Genomic DNA, 18,008 nt, shown 5'->3' with positions numbered 1-18,008 from the left:
GCGTGAGCATCTTCGAAACGCTCGAATCCCAGGTGCGCAGCTACAGTCGTGGCTGGCCGGTTGTGTTCGATCGGGCGCAAGGCAGTTGGCTCTACGCGGAGGACGGCAAGGCGTACCTCGACTTCTTCGCCGGTGCCGGAGCGCTCAACTACGGGCACAACAACCCGGTGCTGAAGAAGGCACTGATCGACTACATTTCCCGCGACGGCGTGACCCACGGGCTCGACATGATGACCGTCGCGAAGCGTGACTTCCTGGAGACTCTCAACGAGGTCGTCCTCAAGCCGCGCTCGCTGGACTACAAGGTGATCTTCCCGGGGCCCGGCGGGGCCAACGCGGTCGAGGCGGCGCTGAAGCTTGCGCGCAAGGTGACCGGCAAGGAGTCGGTCATCAACTTCACCAACGCCTTCCACGGCATGACGCTGGGCGCGCTGTCGGTCACGGGTAACTCGATGAAGCGCGGCGGCGCGGGCATCCCGCTCGTGCACGCCACCCCGATGCCGTACGACCGGTACTTCCAGGGTGCCTACCCCGACTTCCTGTACTTCGAGCGGCTGCTCGAGGACTCCGGCAGCGGGCTCAACGAGCCGGCCGCCGTGATCGTGGAGTCCGTGCAGGGCGAGGGCGGCATCAACGCGGCCCGCCTGGAGTGGCTCCAGGGCCTCTCCGAGCTGTGCAAGCGGCACGACATCCTGCTGATCCTGGACGACGTGCAGATGGGCTGCGGCCGTACCGGCCCGTTCTTCAGCTTCGAGGAGGCCGGGATCAAGCCGGACATGATCTGCCTCTCGAAGTCGATCGGCGGGTACGGCCTGCCGATGGCGCTGACGCTGATCAGGCCCGACCTGGACGTGTGGGCGCCCGGCGAGCACAACGGCACCTTCCGCGGGATCAACCCCGCTTTCGTCACCGCCACCGAGGCGCTGCGGACCTACTGGACCGACGACGAGCTGGAGAAGTCCACCAAGGCCAAGGGCGAGCGGGTCGGCACCGTGCTGTCCGAGATCGCCCAGACCTACCCGGACGCGCAGCTCAGCGCCAAGGGCCGCGGCCTCGCCAGGGGGCTCGAGTTCCCGAGTGGCGAGCTGGCAGGCAAGGTCTGCGCGGCTGCCTTCGAACGTGGTCTGCTGATGGAGACCTCCGGCCCCGACGGCGAGGTGATGAAGCTGCTTCCGGCGCTCACCACGACCGACGCCGAGTTCACCCAGGGCCTTGAGATCATCACGGAGTCCGTCAAGGCCGTACTGGCCCAGTGAGAAGGAGAGCACGTTGATCGTCCGGACCCTCGACGACGTCACCGATACCGACGCCGACATCAAGACCCCGAACTGGCGCAGCAAGCGGATCATTCTCGCCAAGGAGAAGGCCGGCTTCTCGGTGCACGAGACCACGCTTTACGCGGGAACCGTGAACGACTTCTGGTACGCGAACCACATCGAGGCGGTTTTCGTCTACGAGGGTGAAGGCGAGATCACCGACAAGGAGACCGGCGAGACGCACCAGCTCCGGCCCGGCAGCCTCTACCTGCTGAACAACCACGACAAGCACCAGGTGCGGCCGAAGACGGACATGAAGACCGTGTGCGTGTTCAACCCGCCGGTGACCGGTAGGGAGGTGCACGACGAGAACGGCGTGTACCCGGTCGTCCGGGAAGAGGACGACGAGGCGGCACAGAGCAGTTAGGTTCCGCAGAGCATTCTCGCTCTGGACCTCGGCCGCCCGCTGCGGCATGATCGGCGCCGCAGCCGGGTGGTGAGTGGTTACCGGTTCCCCGAACGGGTAACCACCCACGACCCGGCTGACGTCCCCCACACCACGACCGAATGGGGCGCAGAAAGAAAAGATCAAAGTACAAAGTGGCACTCGTAGGAGGCGAGTAATTTGACTCTCACTGAGAGCCGTGTTGAGGACAGTTACCCGACCCGTATCGCCGGCGAGGCGAAGCTGCTCGATCGGACGGATCCGACCGTCTGGGGCAGCGAATCCGATGGCCCGATCGACGCGGCCACCCTCGCCTCACATGACACCAAGGGTTACTCGATCGTCGAGGGCCTGCTTTCGCCTGCCGAGGTGCAGGGCTACTGGCAGGAACTCGTACGGCTCTCGTCGGATGAACAGCTGAAGGCCGACGAGCGCGTGATCACCGAGAAGCAGTACGGCGAGGTCCGTTCGATCTTCGAGGTGCACAAGATCAGCGAGCTGATCAGCGAGCTGGTCCGGGATCCGCGGATTCTCGACCGGGCACGGCAGATTCTCGGCTCCGATGTGTACGTGCACCAGAGCCGGGTGAACTACATGCCGGGCTTCAAGGGGTCCGGTTTCTACTGGCACTCGGACTTCGAGACCTGGCACGCCGAGGACGGCATGCCGCGCCCGCGTGCGGTGAGCTGCTCGATCGCGCTCACCGACAACTACCCGTTCAACGGCGGCCTGATGCTGATGCCGTCCTCCCAGCGCACGTTCGTGCAGTGTGTCGGGGAGACGCCGGACGAGTACTACAAGACATCGCTCAAGGAACAGAAGATCGGCGTGCCGAGCGAGCACGAGATCACCAAGCTCGCCGCCGAGCACGGCATCGAGCAGTTCACCGGCCCGGCGGGCTCCGCGCTGTTCTTCGACTCCAACGTCATGCACGGGTCCGGCAACAACATCACGCCGTACCCGCGCTCGAACATCTTCCTGGTGTTCAACAGCGTCGAGAACGCGCTCGTCGAGCCGTTCGCTGCCGGGCGGCCGCGGCCGACCTTCATCGGCAGCCGCGACTTCACCCCGGTGACGCGCTGACGCGACGGTAGTCGACTGGTAGCAGGCTGTGCGGGGCCGGTCGTGACCGGTTCTGCGCAGCCTGTTACCGTGTCGCCACCTCGTTGGCGCTGCCGGTGAGGTAGTCGTTGCCGCCGGCGGCCCGGGGTCTTCCTTGCTCGGGGTGAATCCCGGGTCGCTGCTGGCAACGATGTGCGAATCGAGATCGAGTACGGCCCCGCGCCATCAGATCGGGACTGATGGCACGGGGCCGTATTCGTGTCCGCGAGTCCCCGTCCAGACCCGCGGGCGCGGGCTCAGTCGAACAGGCTGGTCTCCGAGCGGATCTCCAGCAGCTCGTACACCGGGCGGCCCCGCCTGCCGTCGATCGTGGTGGTACGGACCACCCGCAGCCGCGCGGTGACCGGGCGGTCCAGGTTGAGCTTGATCTCGTCGAGCAGGTCCGGTGCCACGGCACCCTTGATGGTGCTGCCGGTGTCGCGTTCCAGGTAGAAGATACGCCGACGGGTCCGTACGCCGTCGAGCCTGCCGGTCACCGTCTCGTAGCCGACGTCCTCACGTGACTCCCGCAGGCTGTTCTGCAGCACCTTCGCCTGCTCGGTGGTCATGCTGCGGGTGAGCTCGTCACCGGTCGTCGGCGTCAGCGAGAACCCGATCCCGGACGTCTTCATCACCGCGTTCACCACGTCGCTCACAGCGTTGCGCACGGTGTCCCGCTGGAGCAGCACGGCATCGAGCGCGCCGTCGTCGGAACCGTTGGCGGGCAGGAAGTCGCACAGCTCCTTGACGGCCCGCTCCGAAAGCGTCTCGATCCCGTCGTGGATCAGCGCGTCCGGCTCCGAGGTCTCCGGGAAGCCGAAGAACATCGCGTTGCCCGCCTGGCCGCGCTGGATCAGCGGCGCCTTCTCGCGGTCGGCGTGCTGGACGTAGGTGATCTCGCCCTGGGGATTGCGCACGATGTGGCCGATCTTCGCGGTCGCGTCCTGCAGGGCCTTGCCGATGTCGGAGAACGTGTACGCGTCGAGTTGTGTCGTGCCGAGCACGGACACCCGCAGCAGCGGCGAGCGGCAGGTCCGCTCGAACTTGGCGTGCGCGGCCATCGCCGATGCCCGCGTGAGGTCGTCGAGCCAGGTGCCGCCCGGAATGTCCTCGGCGATCTTTCGGAAGCTCACCACGTCATCTCCGCGAAGCCCTTGACCATGCCCTCGACCGGGCCGTGGGGACCCCTGACGGACGACCAGACGGCCGCCCACGTCTCTTCGTCGCCCGGATGACAGAGATAGCCGTCCAGCAGGCCGCCGACCGGCTGCACCTGCTCCAGATACATCGCAGGCTGTTCCGCGATCACCCCGCGCAGGGTCAGCAACCCGTACAGCGCGGCGCGCGCCGGGCCGTCGAGCCGCTTCAGGCTGCCCCAGTCGTCCGGGAGCAGCACCACGTCGACGTCCTGCGGCACGCCGTCCATCCGGGTGGTGATCCCGCCGCCGATCCAGGCGCGGCCGGACGGGATCAGCCGGGCGACCACGCCGAGGTAGCCGCTCAGCGCACTGAACAGGATCTCGCGCTCGTTGCGGTGCGGAGCGTCCCACACGAAACGTTCGTAGATGTCGGAGAGATCAGCGGAATGCCGCCCGGGTGGGAGAACCTTCTCCGACGTCCAGTGCGGTAGCGGCATCCACGTTCCTCAGCTTTCGGCGGGGCCGGTCACCCTCCCGGTTCCGCCGCGCCACTGCGGTATTCGGCCAGGTTCCACCTGTTGCCTCGAACCGGGGGGACAGCTGAAGATATCAGCCACCGCTCACTCTCCCCGGTGCGGCCGCCACCCGGCCTCGTCCGGCACGTCCTCCTCGCTCGGCCACTCGTTGCGCACGTGCCACTCCTCTCGGCCGGGAAGTGTGCCCGCACGGTAACCCTGGTCCGGTGGCCCGCCGACGCCGTAGGACGGCGGTGGCGGTGGTGCCGGTTCCCGGGTGCGCCTCCGCGGCCGCAGCACGAGTGCCGTCAGCCCGGAGCCGAGCGCGAACGCGATCAGCAGCCACAGCCAGATCTGCCCGAACAACCACAGCATGCCGCCTCCCGTGCGCATCGCCTACCGCACCGTGATCTCCACTCTCCGATCGAGCTCGCTCGCGCCGCCGTCCGACCGCGGCCGGGTGTCGCCGTAACCCACCGGGTGCACCCGCTCCCTCGCGATGCCCGCGGCGACCAGCCGGTCCGCGACCGCCTCGGCCCGCTGCCGGGAGAGCTCCTCCGCGGTGCGCGGATCGCCGCCGGGAACCGGCGCGACGTGCCCGCCGATCTCGAACGTGGTGTCCGTTGGCGCCTTTTCGACGAGGTCGACGACCTGTGAGACCGCTCGCTCGCCCTGCGGGGTCAGCTCCGCGGTGTCCGGCCGGAAGGTGATCGGCTGGGCCGCCAGCAGCCGGTCCAGGTCGGCCTGCAACCGCTGCCGCTCGTCGCCGGAGAACTCCGGCTCCCGTTCGGCGGCCGGCTCGGCCAGCTCGGCGGTGCGCACACCGTCGAGCTCCCGCACCGCGTCGAGTGCCCGTTGCGCCTGCTCGGGCGGTACGTCGCCGATCCGCGCGTCCCGGCCGTCGAACGTCACGCCGGCGGCGGGGAGGCCGGCTTCGCCGAGCGCGGCGCGGGCCCGCGCCGCGAGATCCGACTCGATCCGGCCTGCGGTGGACCAGGTCGCGGCGAGCGCCAGCGCGCCCGTCACCACCAGCGCGAGCGGAATCAACCAGAGCCGGCCGCCTCCACCGGACATGAACCGACTGTAAGGCCGCGGACGTCCGGACGCGAACCAGTGGCGGCCGGGCTCCTGCTCAGCAGTCGGCCTTGTCGCAGGCGGCGTCGAGCACGGTGCTCGCCGGGTTCTCCAAGAGCGGCGAGAGATGGGGCCGCTTCGGCGAGAGGCCGTCGCCCATGGACTGGCCGCGCAACTGACGGCGGATCCACGGCAGCAGGTGCGTCTTGGTCCACTCCAGGTCGGAGCGGCGCATCGTCAGCCAGTTGACCTGCTCCTCGGTCATCGGCCACGGCTCCCGCCAGTCCTGGCCGGTGTGGACGCCCAGCACCTCTGCCGTGCGCAGCGCGATCCGGTGATGCCCCTCGGAGGTGAAGTGCAGCCGGTCGTCGCTCCAGGCCCGCGCGTGGTGCAGCACGTCCATCGCCCAGAGGTCGACCACCCTGGCGCCGTAGCGCTCGGCGATCGCCCACAGGTGCGCGTTGTAGATGCCGACCTTGCCGCGCAGGATGCTCATCACCGACATCTGCTTGGTGTCCGGGCCGGTGAAGATCAGCACGTTGATGCCTGCCCGCCGCAGCTCGGCGATGCCCTGCTCGAAGCGCTCGGCGACCGTGTCCACATCCGCGCCGGGCACGATGATGTCGTTTCCGCCCGCGCACACGGTGACCAGGTCGGGCTTGATGCCGAGTGCGACCGGCAGCTGCTCGTCCCAGATCTCGCCGAGCAGCTTGCCGCGCAGGGCGAGGTTGGCGTAGCGAAACCCCGGCCTTCCCGCCGCGAGAATCTCGGCCAGCCGGTCGGCCCAGCCGCGGAAGGTGCCGTCAGGGCGGTGGTCGTTCAGGCCCTCGGTGAAGCTGTCGCCGATCGCAACATAGCTTTCGAAGCCGTTCACGGTGTCCTCCTCCGCCCAAGCGCCCCTGTGAAGATCCACGTCCCCTCCGATCAACGCCCGAAGGTGCCAGTGCCTTCCCCGCCTACGCCACCGTCGGTGCGTCCGATTCCCCAGTCTCTTCCCTTGTCGGTCCTCCGCGCAGCCGTATTACAGATCCGGGACCTCCTGCTCGACGGGGTTGGTCTCCCGATTTCAGGCGGTTCGGTGGAGTTCCGGGCCGGTTCTCAGGCAGGCTAGTCGGTGTGACCGACAGTTCCACGACCCAGCCCGCGACCGCGCGTGAGTCGCTGGCGAGCCTGCTCGGCGGGCGTAAGGGAGCGATCGACGCGAGCCTGCCGCCGCTGGCGTTCGTCGTGGGCTGGCTGGTCGCCGATCGCTCGATCGGATGGGGTGCGGTCGCCGCGATCGCGCTGAGCGTGCTGGTCGGCGCGTTCCGGCTGCTCCGCGGGGACAAGGCAAGGGCCGTCCTGGTCAGTCTGGCCGCCGTCGTCGTGGCGGCACTGATCGCCCTCTACACCGGGCGCGCGGAGGACTTCTTCCTCATCCAGCTGCTGTCCAATGTGGCCAGCGCGCTGCTCTGGGCGGTGAGCATCGTCGTCCGCTGGCCACTGCTCGGTGTCGTCGCCGGGTTCGCGCTGGGCCAGAAGACCCGCTGGCGCCGGGATCCGGACCTGTTGCGCGCGTACTCGCGCGCGAGCTGGGTGTGGGTCTTCGGCCAGTACACGGTGCGCGTGCTCGTGTTCGGATCGTTGTGGTGGAGCGGCCAGGTGGTGGCACTCGGCGTCGCGCGCACGGTGCTGTCATGGCCTCTGGTCGCGCTGACGCTCACGCTGAGCGGGTGGGTGCTCTACCGGGCGCTGCCCGCGGACCATCCTGGCCTGCGCAAGCCGCAACCGCGGTAGCCCGCGGCGCTCAGCCCGGCCGGGCCTGCGCGACGCGCGCGGCCGGTCGTGGCGCCCGCTCACCGAAGGCGTCGAGGGCGGCCAGCCACGCGGCGCCGAGCACGCCGTCGGAGCTGGCGAGCACCTCGGACTCGCTCAGCGCGGCACGGACCAGCGTGCCGACCGGGCTGGCCTCGCCGAGCACGCTGCCGACGAGCACGATCGGCGTGCGCTCACCCGGCTCGCGAGTGGCGAGGGCCGTCTCGGTCAGCGAGCGCGCGGCGGCCTCGACGATCGCCAGCGCCGCCGGGTCACCGGCCGCGCTGGCGGTGCTGACCAGCGGCGCGAACCGCGCCAGGCGTACCGGGGACTCCTCGTTGGCGGCCGTGATGAGCCGGTGCGCGGTGCGCCGCCGGACCGTGTCGTCGGGCTCGGCTCCGGTGAGCACGGTGGTGGCAGTGGAGACGGTGGAGACGGCGGCGGCGGACTCGCCGAGGGCCTCCGTGAGCACGGCCCGGGCCAGCAGCCCCGGCTCCGCGCGCCGCGCCAGCGCGTCGAGGGTGGTCCGCACGGCCTCGCGGCCGATCCAGAACCCCGACCCCTCGTCGCCGAGCAGCCAGCCGTAGCCGCCCGCGGTGGACACCAGGCGCCGCGCCCGGATCCGGCCCGCGATCGAGCCGGTGCCCGCCACCAGCACGGTCCCGTCCGGCGCCGGGGTCGCGGAGGCGAACGCGGCCTCGGCGTCCGAGGCGACCCGCGGCGACGCGGCGAGGCCGGCCCGCCGCCAGGCCCGCTCGAACAGTGCCGTGACGGCCGGGTCGGTGAGCTTGCTCGAACCTGCCATCGCGACCACGCACGCGCGCGTCGCGGCGGCGTCGAGACCGGCCAGCGCGCCCGTGATCGCCTCGGCGATGGCCGCGGCCGCCTGCTCGGCCGGGTGCGAGTTGGGGTTGCCCCCTCCGGCGAGGCCGCTGCCGAGCACCGTGCCGTCGGCGGCGAGCGCCAGCGCCCGCGTCGACGTTCCGCCGGCGTCGACACCCACGACGTGCCCGGTCATCGGGTCTTCGTCACCTTCCGCAGGCCGCGCGGGTGGTCCGGATCACCGCCGCGGGCGAGCGCGAGCCCGAGTGCGAGCCGTTGCACGGGCAGCACCTCGAGGATCGGCGCCACCTCCTCCGCGGTCTCCGGGACGCCGATCCGCAGCGCGGCGGGCACGGATTCGGCGGCCGAGCCGACGGCGAGCACGTCGGCGCCCCGCTCGGTGACCGTGCCGAGCACGTCGTGCATGGCGGCACCGCCCTTGCCCGCGCTCGTCACGGCCAGCACCGCGGTCTCCTCGTCGACGGCGGCCACCGGCCCGTGCAGCAGGTCGGCCCCGCTGTAGGCGCGGGCGGCGAGGTAGCTGGTCTCGGCGAGCTTCAGCGAGGCCTCCAGCGCGGTGGCGTAGGAGTAGCCACGCCCCGCGGTGATGATCCGGTCAACGAAACGGTAACGATCGATCGCGCGCTCGACCCCGCCCGCGGCCTCCCGCAGCGCGCGCCCGGCGAGGTCGCCGATGTCGCGCACGTGCTCGCCGGTGCCCCCGCGGATGCCGTCCACCAGCAGGTAGAGCGTCAGCAGCGTGGCCGTGTAGGTCTTGGTCGCGGCGACCGCGTTCTCCTGCCCGGCCCGGATGTCGACGGCGAGGTCGGCCACCCCGTGCAGCGGCGAGGACGGGGTGTTGCTCACGGCGACGGTGCGGGCGCCGTGCGCGCGGGCGGCCTCGGTGACCTCGAGCAGATCGGGTGAGCCGCCGCTCTGGCTGACCGAGATCAGCAACACTTCCCGCAGGTCGGGGCGGGCATCGTAGAGCGTCGTGGTGGACGGCGACACGAGCCCGGCAGGCAGCCCGAGGAGTACCTCGATCAGGTACTTCGCGTACAGCGCGGCGTGATCGCTGGACCCGCGGGCGGCGAGCAGCGCGAACCGCGGTGGATGCTCGGCGATGGCCCGCGCGACGTCGGCGATACCGTCTCGCGCCGTGGCGATCCCGGCCAGTACGTCGGGCTGTTCGGCGATCTCGGCGGTCATGTGCTCGCCGGGGCCCGTCCTGCTCTCGCTCACTGTGGTCCTCTCCGTCACCCGACAAGGTCTAGACCAATAGTAGCCGTGACGCAACGTACTCTGTGCAGGGTACGTTTCATTGCGAGGAATCCGCGTGCGGGAGTGAAGGAGTCGGTCATGTTGGAGACGGTTGCCGGTGGCTCGCCGGGCTCGGTGTCCGGCGCGCGGGGCCAGCGCGAGCCGAAGTACTGGGCGCTCAAACAGCACCTGCTCGACCTCCTCGACGCGCTGCCGCCCGGCTCGCCCATCCCGACGGAACGGGCACTCGCCGGCGAGTTCAACGTCTCCCGGACCACCGTCCGCCAGGCGCTCGCGGACCTGACGGCCGAGGGCAGGCTGCACCGGGTGCAGGGCAAGGGCACCTTCGCCGCCGAGCCCAAGGTCGCCCAGCGGTTGCAGCTGTCCTCCTACACCGAGGACATGAAGGCGCAGGGCCGCGCGCCCTCGTCACGGCTGCTGGAGATCGACGAGCTGCCCGCCGAGGGAGAGCTGCCGAAGCTGCTCGGCGTGCGCACGGGGGCCAAGGTCCTGCGGCTGCGCCGGCTGCGGCTCGCCGACGACGAGCCGATGGCCCTGGAGACGACGCACCTGCCACTGGCTCGCTTCCGCGGCCTGCGCAAGCACGTCTCCGCGGGCGGCTCGCTCTACGCGGTGCTGCGGGAGCGTTACGACGTGGAGTTCGACCGCGCCGAGGAGACGATCGAGACCTCCCTCGCCGGTCCACAGGAGGCCGAGCTGCTCGGCGCGGACGTCGGCATGCCGGTGCTGCTGCTGTCCAGGCACTCCTTCGCCACCGACGGCAAGCCGGTGGAGTTCGTGCGCTCGATCTACCGGGGCGACCGGTACAAGTTCGTCACCACGCTGCGCCGGCCGTGACATGACCGCGCCGGCGGGGACCGTCCGGTGGGGCAGCACAGCGGCGCGGGGTGTGCTGGCCACGACCATCCTCGGCTCCGGGATGGCGATGCTCGACGGCACGGTCGTCAACGTGGCGCTGCCCCGGATCGGCGCGGAACTGGACGCCTCCGTCTCGGGGCTGCAATGGGTGCTCGACGGCTACCTGCTCTCGCTCGCGGCGCTGATCCTGGTCGCCGGTGCACTCGGCGACCGCTACGGCAGGCGCCGGATGTTCCAGCTCGGCGTGGTCTGGTTCGGGGCCGCGTCGCTGCTGTGCGGCCTCGCGCCGACCACCGGGACGCTGGTCGCGGCCCGCGTGCTGCAGGGCATGGGCGCCGCGCTGCTCACCCCGGGGTCGCTGGCGATCCTGCAGGCCTCGTTCGCCCGCGCCGAGCGCTCAAGGGCGATCGGCGCGTGGTCGGGGTTCAGCGGCATCGCGGCGGCGATCGGGCCGCTCGTCGGCGGGGTGCTGGTGCAGGTCTGGTCGTGGCGGCTGGCGTTCTTCGTGAACCTGCCGATCGCGGTGGTCTGTGTCTGGCTGGCGCGGCGGTACGTGCCCGAGTCGTGTGACGAGCAGGGCCAGGGCAGGCCGGGCGTGGTGTCGACAGTGCTCGGCGCGGCCGGGCTCGCGGGCATCACCGCCGCGCTGGTCGAGGGCCCCGCGCGCGGGGCGGCGGATCCGCTCGTCCTCGGCGCCGGGGTGGCCGGGGTGCTCGCGTTCGCCGCGTTCGTCCGCCTGCAACTGCGCTCGCGCGATCCGCTCGTACCGCCCGGCCTGTTCGCGGACCGGACGTTCGTGTGCGCCAACGGCCTGACGCTGACCGTCTACGCGGCGCTCGGCGGGGTCATGATGCTGCTGGTCATGCAGCTACAGGTGTCGCTGGGATACTCGCCGACTGCTGCGGGTGCCGCCGGTCTGCCGATCACGCTCCTGATGCTCGCGCTGTCCAGCAGGTCGGGTGCGCTGGCGCAGCGGATCGGCCCCCGCGCCCAGCTGGTCGCCGGGCCGCTGCTGATCGCGGCCGGGATGCTGCTGCTGCGCCGGGTCGTGCCGGGCGCCTCCTACGCGGGCGCGGTGCTGCCCGCGGTCGCCGTCTTCGGTCTCGGCCTGGCCACGGTGGTCGCTCCGGTAACGGCGACCGCGCTGGCCGCCGCGCCGGACCGGCACGCCGGCGTCGCCTCGGGTGTGAACAACGCGATCGCCAGGACCGGGAGCCTGCTCGCCATCGCGCTGCTGCCCACGGTGGCGGGGCTGACCGGTGCGGCCTACTCCGACCCGGCGGCGCTGACGGCGGGCTGGCGGACCGCCCTCTGGGCGGGCGCGGGGCTGGCCGTGCTCGGCGCCGTGTTCGGTGCCGGGGTGCGCAACGACGTGCTCGGCACCGACCGCCCGCGCGGCGGGGATCGCGTGCACTGCGGGGTCGAGGGGCCACCGGCGCACGCACATTCCGGACGGCCCTCCGGCGTAAAAGAACCGTGAGTTTTCGCTTCTGTCTACTGTGGACATAGTGTCCGTGGTCACTCGGTGGCAACATAGGGAGAACGTGCGGCGATACATACGTTGAGGGTGGGTAACGGGAGTGCGAGCAGATCGGGATCATGACCGAGAAAAAGGGGAAACCGGAGGAATCCGGCGGGACCTCGGTGCAGGACGAGGCCACTGAGTCCAAGGAGAAGTCGGGCCTGCGGCCGGTGCAGGTGACCGCCGCCGGGCTGGCGGCCGTGACGGCCGCGTTCCTCGGCTCGTCGCTGGGCGTCTACGGCACGGTGCTCGGCGCGGGCCTGATCAGCGTGCTGTCGACCGTGGGCAGTGAGCTGTACCTGCGTTCGCTGGAGCGCACGAAGACCGCGGCGCTGCGAACCAAGGAGCTCGCGATGCGCGTCGTGCCAGCCGAGAAGGTGGCGGCGCGCCAGGTGCCGGGCAGCCACACCTTCGCCTACCGGCAGCGGCCACGGGCCCGGTCCACCGAGGTGTTCCAGCAGGCAGGCGGCCCGTGGACGAGCACGGAGGCGACCCGGCGCCTGCCGGGTCCCGGTGACGAGCAACCGCCGGGCTCCGAGGAGCCGACCGTGTTCCTGCCGAAGCCGGACACCGAGACCCACCAGCCGGGCGCCGAGCGCCGCTCCGGCATCAGGGGCTGGTCGAAGCGCCGCTGGGGAGTCGTCGCGGCGACGAGCGTACTGGCGTTCGTGATCGGGATGCTGATCGTCACGGGCATCGAGCAGGCCACCGGCGGAACGCTGTCCGGCGGCCAGGGCAGCACCGTGGGCAGGCTCGTCGGCGGCGGTGGCCAGGACTCCGGCGGTCAGCAGGAGCAGGCGCCGACCGACGACGAGCAGCAGCAACCCGGGCAACCGGCCGAGGATCCTGAGGGCACCGACACGCCGACGCCGACGGAGACCCAGACGGAGACGAGCACGCCGACCGAGGCGGAGCAGCCGACGGAGAGCGAGGAGCCCGCTCCCGTCGAGCCCGCTCCGGGCGAGGAGCAGGGACTACCCGTCGAGCCCGCTCCCGCTCCCTGACGACCTGGTCACGAGCGGCCCGCGTCCAGGTCGGCACGCAGCGCCGCGGCGGCCGCGGCGGGGTCCCCGGCCTCGGTGATGGCCCGCACCACCACGACGCGGTCCGCACCGGCCGCGCGGACCTCGGGCAGCCGCTGCCGGTCGATCCCGCCGATCGCGAACCACGGCCGCACGGTGCCTACGCTGCCCGCGACCCCGCGAACGAGGTCGAGGCCAGGGGCCTCGCGGCCGGGCTTGGTCGGGGTGGGCCAGCAGGGGCCGACGCAGAAGTAGTCGACCCCCGGTTCGGCCGCCGCCGCCCCGGCCTGCTCCAGCGAGTGCGTCGAGCGGCCGAGCGCAGGCTCGTCGCCGAGGATCCGGCGGGCGAGCGGCACCGGGATGTCGTCCTGGCCCAGGTGCAGCACGTCGGCGCCGACGGCGAGCGCGATGTCGGCGCGGTCGTTCACCGACAGCAGCGTGCCCTGCTCCGCGCACACCTCGGCCAGCACCTCGAGCGCCGCGAGCTCCTGTTTCGCCTCGAGCGGGGCACCGTCGCGCTTGTCCCGCAGCTGGATGACGTCGACCCCGCCGGCGAGCGCCGCGCGGGCGAACTCGGCGAGGTCGCCGCGAGAGGCGCGGGCGTCGGTGCACAGGTACAACCTGGCGTCCGCGAGACGTTTCCTGATCTGGTCACCGTTGAGGCCGGGCATGGCGTCACAGTAGTACGGCCCTGTACCGTGGGAGGGGTCCGCACGGGAGCCCTTGGCACGGGCTGAGAGGGAGCTGCCGCTCCGACCGTGGAACCTGATCCGGGTCATGCCGGCGCAGGGAGCGTGATTCCCATGAGTGACAAGCCAGTAGACCACCGTGACGCGCCTGCCAAGGCCGAGCGATCGAACGCGCCTGCCGAAGGTGCCAGGACCAGCCTTGCGGTGGTGGGGGCCGGTGTCATCGGCCTCGCGGTCGCCTGGCGCGCGGCGGCCGCCGGGTACCGCGTCACCGTCATCGATCCGGCGCCGGGGCGGGGCGCCTCGTGGGTCGCCGGAGGCATGCTCGCCCCGGTCACCGAGGCTTGGCCCGGCGAGGAGGACGTGCTCCAGCTCGGCGAGGAGTCCCTGCGCCGCTGGCCCGGTTTCGCCGAGGACCTGCACGCCGAGGGCGTCGATCCGGGCCTGTCGCGGTCCGGGACCCTCGTCGCCGCCTTCGACCGGGCCGACGCCGAGCAGCTGGACGTGCTCGCGCGGTACCTGCGCGGGCTCGGGCGCGAGGTGGCACCGGTGGGTGGCAGGGAGATCCGCCGGGCCGAGCAGGGGCTCAGCGGTGCCGTGCACGGCGGTCTGCTGGTCCCCGGCGACCTGGCCGTGGACAACCGGAAGCTGCTCGACGCCCTGCGCGCGGCCGCCCTGCGGCACGGTGCCGCGTTCGTCGCCGAGCAGGCCGTCACGGTGGAGCCGGACCTGGTGCGGACGCACTCGGCCGAGCGCGGCTTCGATACCGTGCTGCTGGCCGCCGGGGCGTGGAGCGCGCGGCTGCATCCCGAACTGGCCGGCCGGGTACGCCCGCTCAAGGGCGAGATCCTGCGGTTGCGGGCGCGCAGGCACACCCTGCCGCCGCCGCGGCGCACGGTGCGTGCCGTGGTCGAGGGCAGGCCCGTGTACCTCGTGCCGCGGGACGGCGGCGAGCTGGTGCTCGGCGCGACCCAGTACGAGGCGGGGTTCGATTCGACGGTCACCGCGCGGGGCGTGCGCGAGCTGCTGGAGGGCGCCGAGCGCGTCTTCCCGGCCGTCGCCGAGTACGAGCTGGTGGAGACCGCGGCCGGGCTGCGTGCGGCCAGCGCCGACAACCTGCCCTACCTCGGGGTGCTCGGCGACGGGGTGCTGGCCGCGACCGGACACCACCGGAACGGGTTGTTGCTGGCGCCGGTCACCGCCGACGCCGTGCTGGCCCTGCTCGCCGGGCGGCCGCTGCCGCCCCACGCGGAGGCCGCGCGGCCGAGCCGGACAGGCAGTGAGGAACGGGTCTGATGAATGTGCATGTGAACGACGAGACGCGGGAGTTCCCCGACGGCAGCTCGGTCGCCGACGTACTGGCGGAGCTGGGCGCCGCGCGGCGGGGCGTCGCGGTGGCGCTCGACGGCGAGGTCGTGCGGCGGGGCGACTGGACGGCGACCGCGGTGCCGGACGGCGCGCGGCTGGAGATCCTCACCGCGGTGCAGGGAGGCTGAACATGACCGATGGACTCGGCACGGACGGTGACCAGCTGGTGATCGGCGAGCACAAGCTGGGCTCCCGGCTGATCATCGGCACGGGCGGCGCCGGCAACCTGAGCGTGCTGGAACGCGCGCTGGTGGCCTCCGGCACGGAGCTCACCACGGTCGCCATGCGGCGTGCCGACGCCGAGGGCGGCTCGGGGGTGCTGGAGCTGCTGCGGCGGCTGGACATCACGCTGCTGCCCAACACCGCGGGCTGTCGCAGCGCCGCCGAGGCGGTGCTCACCGCGCAGCTCGCCAGGGAGGCGCTGGAGACCGACCTCGTGAAGCTCGAGGTGCACGCCGACGACCGCACGTTGCTGCCGGACCCGGTGGAGACACTGGACGCCGCCGAGCGGCTGGTGGCCGACGGGTTCACCGTGTTCGTCTACACCAACGACGACCCGGTGCTCGCCCTGCGGCTGGAGGAGGCAGGCTGCGCCGCGGTGATGCCGCTCGGCGCGCCGATCGGCACCGGGCTCGGCATCCGCAACCCGCACAACATCGAGCTGATCGTCTCCCGCGCCGGGGTGCCGATCATCCTGGACGCCGGCATCGGAACCGCCTCCGACGCGGCGCTCGCGATGGAGCTGGGCTGCGACGCGGTGCTGCTGTCCACGGCCGTCACGCGGGCGCAGGACCCCGAGCGGATGGCGTACGCGATGCGCTCGGCGGTGACCGCGGGCCGGCTCGCGCGCGCCGCGGGCCGGATCCCGCAGCGGTTCTGGGCGCAGGCGTCGAGCCCACCGCGGTAGGGCCGCGAGGTGCGGCCACGTATGGTGAGCGGCACTTCCGGCCGCGCGCATACGAAGGAGCGCTAGGTGACCACGTCGTCATCGCAGGATGTCCCTGGCAGGTTGTTCCTGGCCGTCGGCAGGCTTTCCCGCTCACTGCGGCAGGCGGGCACGCCTGGACCGGGGCACGGCGCGATCTCGGCGCTCGCCACCCTGGCCGCGTTCGGCCAGATGCGGCTGGGCGACCTGGCCGCGAAGGAGGGCGTCGCGGCGGCGACGATGTCACGCATCGTGGCCGCCCTGGTCGAAGCGGGTTACGTGCGCCGGGAGTCCGATCCGCTGGACCGCAGGGCCTGGCTCGCGACGGTGACCGAGGACGGCGAGCGGCTGCTGTCCGGGGTCCGCTCCACCCGCGTGCACGAGCTCGGCAGGCGCATCGAGCGACTGTCCCCGGAGCACCGGGAGGCGCTGACCGCGGCGCTGCCCGCGCTGGAGGCCCTGCTCACCGACGAGGACTAGCCTCGTGAGTGCGTACACGAGTTAGAACTCGCGTGCGCACTCACGAGCGGTGGACTAGCGCGGATCCGGTTCCCGCTGCTGTCGTAGCTGCGCGATCTCGGTTCGCAGGGCGCGCAGCTCGGCGAGGATCGCCTGGTTGGCCGCGTCCTGCGCCGCCGCCTGCTTGTCCTCCTCCTCCCGGATCTCGTCGCGCAGCTGGTCCTCCATCGCGCTCACGATCACGGCGATGAAGAGGTTCAGCACGGCGAAGCTGGAGACCAGGATGTAGATCACGAAGAAGATCCAGGCCAGCGGCTGCTGCTCCATGATCGCCTTGGCGATGTCCGGCCACGCCTCCCCGGTCATCACCTGGAACAGCGTGAACAGCGACGCCCCGAGGCTGCCGAAGTCGTCCGGCGCGATCGCACCGAAGAGCTTGGTGGCCATCACGGCCGCCACGAACACGACCAGCCCGAGCAGGGCCGCGATCGAGGCCATCCCGGGTACCGCGGCGAGCAGCCCCGCGACGACCTTGCGCATCGATGGCACCAGCGAGACCAGCCGCAGCACCCGCAGGATGCGCAGTGCCCGCAGCACCGCGAACGGACCCGTCGCGGGCACCAGCGCGATCCCGACCACGACGACGTCGAAGATGTTCCAGGAGTCGCGGAGGAAGTCGCCGCGGTAGGCGTAGAGCTTCGCGAGCAGCTCGACCACGAAGATCGTGAGCGCCAGGTAGTCGAGCGTGTGCAGCACGCCACCGAACGCCGCGAGCATCGACTGCGAGGTCTCGAGCGCGAGGGTGATCGCGTTGAAGACGATCACCGCGATGATGAAGTTCTGGAACCGCCGGTCGTCGACCAGCCGCCGCACCCGCTCCCGCGTCGTCACGCCGCGATGGTAGGCCACCTACTCCGGTGCCAGGCGCCAGAAAGCGGAAACGGGGCCGACCTCGGCGCCCATCGGATACGAGTGCCGGACGGCGTTGGTGACGTAGGCCTTGCCGAACCGTGCCGCCTCGGGGACCGGCATGCCGCGCGCCAGCCCCGCGGTGAGCGCCGAGGCCATCGCGTCGCCCGCGCCGTGGGTGTGCCGGGTCGCGTAGCGGGGTCCCGGCAGCTCGACGAAGGTCGTGCCGTCGTAGAGCAGGTCGACGCACTCCGGGTCGGTGCGCAGGTGCCCGCTCTTGACCAGTACGTACCGCGGGCCGAGTGCGTGCAGTGCCACCGCGGCCGCGCGCATCTCGTCCCGGCCGGTGACCTTGATCCCGGTGAGCAGCCGCACCTCGTCGAGGTTCGGGGTCAGCACGGTCGCCCTCGGCAGCAGCTCCTCCCGCAGCGCGTCGAGCCCGGCGCCGTCGAACAGCGGATGTCCGTGCATCGACGCGGCGACCGGGTCGACGACGAACGGCACCTCGCCGCCGATGCCGGCCGCGTCGCACGCCTGCGCCACCGCCCGGATGATCCCGGCCGAGGCGAGCATGCCGGTCTTCGCGGCCTGCACTCCCATGTCGGTTGCGACGGCCTCGATCTGCCCGGCGACGATCGGCGCGGGAATGTCGGTGCGGTCGTGCACACCGAGCGTGTTCTGCACGGTCACCGCGGTGACCGCGACGAGACCGTGCACCCCGCAGGTCAGAAACGTCCGCAGGTCGGCCTGCAACCCGGCGGCGCCGCCCGAGTCGGATCCGGCGATGGTCAGCGCGGCTGGCGGGCGAGGTGTCTCATCCATGTTCCCC

The 18,008-nt window shown here is 71.6% G+C and carries 21 protein-coding genes and 1 riboswitch; of the genes, 11 read left to right on the top strand and 10 right to left on the bottom strand.

Annotated elements, in window-relative coordinates; genetic code table 11:
* Nucleotides 1–2: 2 nt before the first annotated feature.
* The 3 genes from ectB (at nucleotide 3) to thpD (ending at nucleotide 2,784) form a co-directional block, all read left to right on the top strand.
* Nucleotides 3–1,256 carry a diaminobutyrate--2-oxoglutarate transaminase gene (ectB, locus tag JAP66_RS10330; RefSeq protein ID WP_199431417.1) on the top strand — a complete coding sequence of 418 codons (1,254 nt, stop codon included), beginning with the start codon at nucleotides 3–5 and terminating at the stop codon, nucleotides 1,254–1,256.
* Nucleotides 1,257–1,269: 13 nt separating this feature from the next.
* Nucleotides 1,270–1,683 (top strand): ectoine synthase, encoded by a 414-nt coding sequence (locus tag JAP66_RS10325; RefSeq protein ID WP_199431416.1) that lies wholly within the window; start codon nucleotides 1,270–1,272, stop codon nucleotides 1,681–1,683.
* A gap of 198 nt (nucleotides 1,684–1,881) precedes the next feature.
* The gene (thpD, locus tag JAP66_RS10320) at nucleotides 1,882–2,784 is read left to right on the top strand and encodes an ectoine hydroxylase (RefSeq protein ID WP_199431415.1); all 903 of its coding nucleotides are present in this window, start codon (nucleotides 1,882–1,884) and stop codon (nucleotides 2,782–2,784) included.
* A 275-nt stretch (nucleotides 2,785–3,059) separates the two neighbouring features.
* Here the strand turns inward: thpD and JAP66_RS10315 are convergent, their stop codons facing one another.
* From JAP66_RS10315 to JAP66_RS10295, 5 genes are all read right to left on the bottom strand, one after another.
* Nucleotides 3,060–3,938, bottom strand: a complete 879-nt coding sequence (locus JAP66_RS10315; protein ID WP_199431414.1) for a hypothetical protein — start codon at nucleotides 3,936–3,938, stop codon at nucleotides 3,060–3,062.
* Complete coding sequence (locus JAP66_RS10310; RefSeq protein ID WP_199431413.1) at nucleotides 3,932–4,438, bottom strand: DUF6932 family protein; 507 nt, start codon at nucleotides 4,436–4,438, stop codon at nucleotides 3,932–3,934. Before JAP66_RS10310 ends, JAP66_RS10315 begins: the two co-directional genes overlap by 7 nt.
* A gap of 123 nt (nucleotides 4,439–4,561) precedes the next feature.
* Nucleotides 4,562–4,849: a hypothetical protein gene (locus tag JAP66_RS10305; protein ID WP_235998907.1), complete on the bottom strand. Its 288-nt coding sequence runs from the start codon at nucleotides 4,847–4,849 to the stop codon at nucleotides 4,562–4,564.
* 3 nt (nucleotides 4,850–4,852) lie between these two features.
* The gene (locus JAP66_RS10300; protein WP_199431412.1) at nucleotides 4,853–5,530 is read right to left on the bottom strand and encodes an OmpA family protein; all 678 of its coding nucleotides are present in this window, start codon (nucleotides 5,528–5,530) and stop codon (nucleotides 4,853–4,855) included.
* A 58-nt stretch (nucleotides 5,531–5,588) separates the two neighbouring features.
* Nucleotides 5,589–6,404, bottom strand: a complete 816-nt coding sequence (locus JAP66_RS10295; RefSeq protein WP_199431411.1) for an SGNH/GDSL hydrolase family protein — start codon at nucleotides 6,402–6,404, stop codon at nucleotides 5,589–5,591.
* Between the two features lie 242 nt (nucleotides 6,405–6,646).
* Between JAP66_RS10295 and JAP66_RS10290 the strand changes: the two genes are divergently transcribed.
* On the top strand, nucleotides 6,647–7,306 hold the full coding sequence (locus tag JAP66_RS10290; protein WP_199431410.1) for a DUF3159 domain-containing protein: 660 nt from the start codon (nucleotides 6,647–6,649) through the stop codon (nucleotides 7,304–7,306).
* A 10-nt stretch (nucleotides 7,307–7,316) separates the two neighbouring features.
* Here JAP66_RS10290 and JAP66_RS10285 read toward each other — a convergent pair whose 3' ends face one another.
* Both JAP66_RS10285 and JAP66_RS10280 read right to left on the bottom strand, forming a co-directional pair.
* Nucleotides 7,317–8,342 carry an N-acetylglucosamine kinase gene (locus tag JAP66_RS10285; RefSeq protein WP_199431409.1) on the bottom strand — a complete coding sequence of 342 codons (1,026 nt, stop codon included), beginning with the start codon at nucleotides 8,340–8,342 and terminating at the stop codon, nucleotides 7,317–7,319.
* On the bottom strand, nucleotides 8,339–9,355 hold the full coding sequence (locus tag JAP66_RS10280; protein ID WP_199431622.1) for an SIS domain-containing protein: 1,017 nt from the start codon (nucleotides 9,353–9,355) through the stop codon (nucleotides 8,339–8,341). The genes JAP66_RS10285 and JAP66_RS10280 overlap by 4 nt, the downstream gene beginning before the upstream one ends.
* A gap of 150 nt (nucleotides 9,356–9,505) precedes the next feature.
* On the opposite strand from JAP66_RS10280, the gene JAP66_RS10275 reads away from it, so the two are divergent.
* The 3 genes from JAP66_RS10275 to JAP66_RS32055 all read left to right on the top strand — a co-directional run bounded on the left by JAP66_RS10275 (nucleotide 9,506) and on the right by JAP66_RS32055 (nucleotide 12,811).
* Entirely contained in the window at nucleotides 9,506–10,264 is a 759-nt protein-coding gene (locus JAP66_RS10275) for a GntR family transcriptional regulator (protein ID WP_199431408.1), read from the top strand.
* Between the two features lies 1 nt (nucleotide 10,265).
* Nucleotides 10,266–11,765 (top strand): MFS transporter, encoded by a 1,500-nt coding sequence (locus JAP66_RS10270; RefSeq protein ID WP_199431407.1) that lies wholly within the window; start codon nucleotides 10,266–10,268, stop codon nucleotides 11,763–11,765.
* A gap of 119 nt (nucleotides 11,766–11,884) precedes the next feature.
* Complete coding sequence (locus JAP66_RS32055; protein WP_235998906.1) at nucleotides 11,885–12,811, top strand: hypothetical protein; 927 nt, start codon at nucleotides 11,885–11,887, stop codon at nucleotides 12,809–12,811.
* 8 nt (nucleotides 12,812–12,819) lie between these two features.
* On the opposite strand, the gene thiE is transcribed toward JAP66_RS32055, so the two are convergent.
* Entirely contained in the window at nucleotides 12,820–13,500 is a 681-nt protein-coding gene (gene thiE, locus JAP66_RS10260; RefSeq protein WP_199431406.1) for a thiamine phosphate synthase, read from the bottom strand.
* Nucleotides 13,501–13,532: 32 nt separating this feature from the next.
* Nucleotides 13,533–13,638, top strand: a riboswitch (TPP riboswitch).
* Between thiE and thiO the strand changes: the two genes are divergently transcribed.
* The 4 genes from thiO to JAP66_RS10240 all read left to right on the top strand — a co-directional run bounded on the left by thiO (nucleotide 13,633) and on the right by JAP66_RS10240 (nucleotide 16,291).
* The gene (gene thiO / locus JAP66_RS10255; RefSeq protein WP_199431405.1) at nucleotides 13,633–14,814 is read left to right on the top strand and encodes a glycine oxidase ThiO; all 1,182 of its coding nucleotides are present in this window, start codon (nucleotides 13,633–13,635) and stop codon (nucleotides 14,812–14,814) included. (Overlaps the previous riboswitch by 6 nt.)
* On the top strand, nucleotides 14,814–15,014 hold the full coding sequence (gene thiS / locus JAP66_RS10250) for a sulfur carrier protein ThiS (RefSeq protein ID WP_199431404.1): 201 nt from the start codon (nucleotides 14,814–14,816) through the stop codon (nucleotides 15,012–15,014). Before thiO ends, thiS begins: the two co-directional genes overlap by 1 nt.
* A gap of 2 nt (nucleotides 15,015–15,016) precedes the next feature.
* Nucleotides 15,017–15,793 (top strand): thiazole synthase, encoded by a 777-nt coding sequence (locus tag JAP66_RS10245; protein ID WP_199431403.1) that lies wholly within the window; start codon nucleotides 15,017–15,019, stop codon nucleotides 15,791–15,793.
* Between the two features lie 66 nt (nucleotides 15,794–15,859).
* Nucleotides 15,860–16,291: a MarR family winged helix-turn-helix transcriptional regulator gene (locus JAP66_RS10240; protein WP_199431402.1), complete on the top strand. Its 432-nt coding sequence runs from the start codon at nucleotides 15,860–15,862 to the stop codon at nucleotides 16,289–16,291.
* Nucleotides 16,292–16,345: 54 nt separating this feature from the next.
* On the opposite strand, the gene JAP66_RS10235 is transcribed toward JAP66_RS10240, so the two are convergent.
* On the bottom strand, nucleotides 16,346–17,161 hold the full coding sequence (locus JAP66_RS10235; RefSeq protein ID WP_199431401.1) for an ion transporter: 816 nt from the start codon (nucleotides 17,159–17,161) through the stop codon (nucleotides 16,346–16,348).
* An 18-nt stretch (nucleotides 17,162–17,179) separates the two neighbouring features.
* Nucleotides 17,180–18,001 (bottom strand): bifunctional hydroxymethylpyrimidine kinase/phosphomethylpyrimidine kinase, encoded by an 822-nt coding sequence (gene thiD / locus JAP66_RS10230; protein WP_199431400.1) that lies wholly within the window; start codon nucleotides 17,999–18,001, stop codon nucleotides 17,180–17,182.
* Between the last annotated feature and the right edge of the window lie 7 nt (nucleotides 18,002–18,008).

The sequence above is a fragment of the Qaidamihabitans albus genome (assembly GCF_016464705.1).
In the GTDB taxonomy this organism is placed as follows: domain Bacteria; phylum Actinomycetota; class Actinomycetes; order Mycobacteriales; family Pseudonocardiaceae; genus Qaidamihabitans; species Qaidamihabitans albus.
Note: the sequence above shows the minus strand (reverse complement) of the source record. Positions and strands in the feature narration are given on the sequence as shown.

Bases quoted from the DNA above. Each gene is read 5' to 3' on its own strand.
- JAP66_RS10275 (WP_199431408.1), top strand. From the start codon at position 9,506: ATGTTGGAGACGGTTGCCGGTGGCTCGCCGGGCTCGGTGTCCGGCGCG.
- JAP66_RS10300 (WP_199431412.1), bottom strand. From the start codon at position 5,530: ATGTCCGGTGGAGGCGGCCGGCTCTGGTTGATTCCGCTCGCGCTGGTG.
- JAP66_RS10280 (WP_199431622.1), bottom strand. From the start codon at position 9,355: ATGACCGCCGAGATCGCCGAACAGCCCGACGTACTGGCCGGGATCGCC.
- thiD (WP_199431400.1), bottom strand. From the start codon at position 18,001: ATGGATGAGACACCTCGCCCGCCAGCCGCGCTGACCATCGCCGGATCC.
- JAP66_RS10270 (WP_199431407.1), top strand. From the start codon at position 10,266: ATGACCGCGCCGGCGGGGACCGTCCGGTGGGGCAGCACAGCGGCGCGG.
- JAP66_RS32055 (WP_235998906.1), top strand. From the start codon at position 11,885: ATGACCGAGAAAAAGGGGAAACCGGAGGAATCCGGCGGGACCTCGGTG.
- JAP66_RS10305 (WP_235998907.1), bottom strand. From the start codon at position 4,849: ATGCGCACGGGAGGCGGCATGCTGTGGTTGTTCGGGCAGATCTGGCTG.
- JAP66_RS10245 (WP_199431403.1), top strand. From the start codon at position 15,017: ATGACCGATGGACTCGGCACGGACGGTGACCAGCTGGTGATCGGCGAG.
- thiS (WP_199431404.1), top strand. From the start codon at position 14,814: ATGAATGTGCATGTGAACGACGAGACGCGGGAGTTCCCCGACGGCAGC.
- thiO (WP_199431405.1), top strand. From the start codon at position 13,633: ATGAGTGACAAGCCAGTAGACCACCGTGACGCGCCTGCCAAGGCCGAG.
- JAP66_RS10285 (WP_199431409.1), bottom strand. From the start codon at position 8,342: ATGACCGGGCACGTCGTGGGTGTCGACGCCGGCGGAACGTCGACGCGG.
- thiE (WP_199431406.1), bottom strand. From the start codon at position 13,500: ATGCCCGGCCTCAACGGTGACCAGATCAGGAAACGTCTCGCGGACGCC.
- JAP66_RS10310 (WP_199431413.1), bottom strand. From the start codon at position 4,438: ATGCCGCTACCGCACTGGACGTCGGAGAAGGTTCTCCCACCCGGGCGG.